At 66.5% G+C, this 2,964-nt stretch carries 2 protein-coding genes; both read right to left on the bottom strand.

Annotation, left to right across the window (positions count from 1 at the left end; translation table 11 throughout):
- Positions 1–44: 44 nt before the first annotated feature.
- On the bottom strand, positions 45–1,865 hold the full coding sequence (locus M6444_RS14465; RefSeq protein ID WP_298328702.1) for a site-specific integrase: 1,821 nt from the start codon (positions 1,863–1,865) through the stop codon (positions 45–47).
- Positions 1,862–2,962, bottom strand: a complete 1,101-nt coding sequence (locus M6444_RS14460; RefSeq protein ID WP_298328699.1) for a tyrosine-type recombinase/integrase — start codon at positions 2,960–2,962, stop codon at positions 1,862–1,864. Before M6444_RS14460 ends, M6444_RS14465 begins: the two co-directional genes overlap by 4 nt.
- Between the last annotated feature and the right edge of the window lie 2 nt (positions 2,963–2,964).

Genomic DNA, 2,964 nt, shown 5'->3' with positions numbered 1-2,964 from the left:
CATTATGCGGGTGATCTTGTCAAGCCCCCCCGTTCTGGGTTGCCTCAGCCGGCCTGGGTGTCGATGCGTTCGAGGAGACCGGCGAAGATCTTCTGCCGTCCCACCTGGCCCTTGCGGGCGGCGTCGTCACGCTGGCGTTGGAGGGTGGGCTTGAAGTCGATGGTGGTGACGAAGAAGGTGCAGGACTCGCAGATGGACTCGTAATGGCAGTCGAGCTCGACCGGTCGGGCGCAGTATCCGTTGCCGAGCATCCGCTGGTGCATCTCCCGGCGGAGCTTGGTCATCTCGTTGCCCTCGGCGTCGGCTGGGAGTTGTCGTGGCGCGTTATAGAGGGCTTCGACCTTCTCGCTGACGGAGAAGTACTCGTCGGCCACGGTGCGATCAGCGATGCGCGCGTAGACCATGGTCATCCGCATGGACCGGTGGCCGAGCAGAGCAGCGATCGCTTCGAGAGACATGCCTCGATTGATGGCCTGGGTGGCCAGAGTGTGGCGGAGCTGGTGGGCGGTGACCCGGTCGATCCCGGCTGATTCGCAGACCTCGGTCAGGGCCTTTTCCAGCATCGCTTCGCCAATCGGTCTGCCGTTGCGGATGAACAGCAGGTCGCTGCGCAGCCGGGCGGGGCGCTGTGCGATCCACTCGTCCAGGAGAGCTTTCAGCTGCGGGTGGAGCGGGATGTAACGGTCGTTGTGGAGCTTGCCGAGTGGGACGCGCAGCCAGAAGCTGGAGCCGATCTGCACGACCGAGTCGACAGTGAGGGCCATGAACTCGCCGCGGCGCATCCCGGTGCGGGCCAGGAACTCCACGCACAGGCGGGTGAACAAGTCGGGATGGGCTCTGGCCGCAGCGATGAGCCGGGCGGCTGCGCCGTCGTCGATGAAGCGCGGCAGGGGCTGATCGCGGATGGGGAAGTCTCCGGCGAAGACGAGCACGCCTCGGGGGACGTCGTCGCCATCCCATTCGCTGAGCCGTTCGAAGCAGGTCCGCAACGCACCCAGATGTTGGGCGATGGTGTGGCGGTGGAGTGTTCCGCCCTTGCTCGATGGCTTGCGGGACAGGTGCAGTTTGAACCCTTCGATGTGGCGGCGGCGGACATCAGCAACAGCGGCGACGTCCGGATCGAAGCCGGCCAGGAAGGTGACGAACTCCCGTAATGCCCGTTCGATCGACTCGACCGTCGACGTGCGCAGCGACAGGCGCACCTGATCGAGGTAGTCCGAGAAGGTGCGGCGCAAGCGTTCGGGAACGGAGTCCCACAGCGCTTGACGTTCGGTCCGCCGGTTCCAGGCGCGCCGGGCCAGGGGACGGTCGTTCCATCCGAGGTGGAACGCGGTGATGCTGGCTTGATGGAAGTCCCGCGCGAGGGCGTGCCCATCGCGATAAGTCCCCGCTTCAGCCATGGCGGCCAGAAGCCGGTCGCGAGCGTCGACGAGCTGCTCTGAGGTCACGGTGTCGGGTTCGACGCCGTGAATTCCCGCTGCCTTGGCCATCGCCGACCACTGCTGGACAAGCGACTTGCCCCCGAAGCCCAACTCAGCGGCCATAGCGGCGAAGGAGGCGAACTCGTCGGGATATACCCACTTGCTGATGCCGCCCAGGTAGGCCGGAACCCGGACCAGGTACTCGGGGCTGACCGTGAGGCGACAGGTGGCGATCAGCCATCCGACCGTCCGTCGATACTTGGCCGGCAGCCGGCACTGCTCGTCAACGGCCATGGCCGCCCAGCCGTCCGCGCCCATCCGGTCAAAGAACACGCGGGTCACCGACACCACGGGGGGACCGACGTACATCCCGGCTGACGCCAGAGCCTGGAGATAGGCATCGGCGAGGCCGTCACCGGCCTGAGGTGCTGGCGCGCTGGTCATGGCAGCACCTCTGCGTCGATCACCTGAACGGCACGCAGGTACTCGTCGGCCAGCCAGTCGTTGGCCAAATGCAGATAGATCCGAGTGGACTCGATCGACCGGTGTCCCGCCTGTGCCTGGATCGCCTCGAGTGCCATCCCGGCCTCCCGCAGGCGGGTGAAGCAGGTGTGGCGCAGCTGATGGCAGGTGAGCCGATCGAGCCCAGCTCGTCGGCGAGCGCCGCCGAGGATCTCGTCCAGGCCGGCGGAGCTGAGCGCCTGACCGCGGCGGGCTCCTTTCAACACGACGAACACCCGGTCCGTCGAGGATTCCGGCGGGCGTTCTCGCTCCAGATAGCGGCCCAGACTGGCGAAGAACCGGGACGAGACGGGAACGATCCGCTGGGCGCCGCCCTTGCCGTCAGCCACGAACAGCCGCCGTTCCCCGGCCCGAACGTCGCTCAAGCGCAGACCGAGCACCTCGCAGCGACGCAAGCCGCCCAACAGCATCGCGTCGACCATTGCCCGGTCCCGGTCGGTGCGCAGCGCCGACATCAGGGCATCCACCTCTGACGGTGAGCACACTCTCGGCAACGTCCGAGGCGTGCGGATCAGCGGCACCGTCCTCGACCTCGGCCCCGAACGCGACCACCTCGTGGCCAGCCCTCTGGGCACCGGGTTCGCCATCACGGCCACGTCATCGCGGACGACCAGATAGGCGAATAGCCCCGAGACGCTCGACAGGCGACGCCGAATCGTCCGAGCCGACAGACCTCGCTCTCGGTCCTCCAGCCGCACCACTGTGGCCCCTTGACGCGGTCGTCTTTGATGCTGAAGGAACTCGAACAGATCCTTCGAGCAGACCTCGGTCGGTCGCTTGCCGATCACGGAGAAGAACACCTTCAGATCTGAGGCCGCCGCCAGCAAGGTGTTCTTCCGAGCCCGTGCCGCGACGAACGCCAGGTAGTCATCGACCAAGGGGTCCCCGAACGTGATCACCAACTGGCCGTCCCCATCAATCCGGCGCTCCACCCGCGGCACGAACGCCCGGGTCTCCTCCATCGCGCCATGCTTGCCGCTCGCAACAGCCCCGTGGTGGATCACATGCATATCCAACATCG

The organism is Haloactinopolyspora sp., from assembly GCF_027324685.1.
Classification (GTDB): Bacteria; Actinomycetota; Actinomycetes; order Jiangellales; family Jiangellaceae; genus Haloactinopolyspora.
The sequence above is the reverse complement of the archived record's forward strand: the minus strand, read 5'-3'. Positions and strand labels throughout refer to the sequence as shown.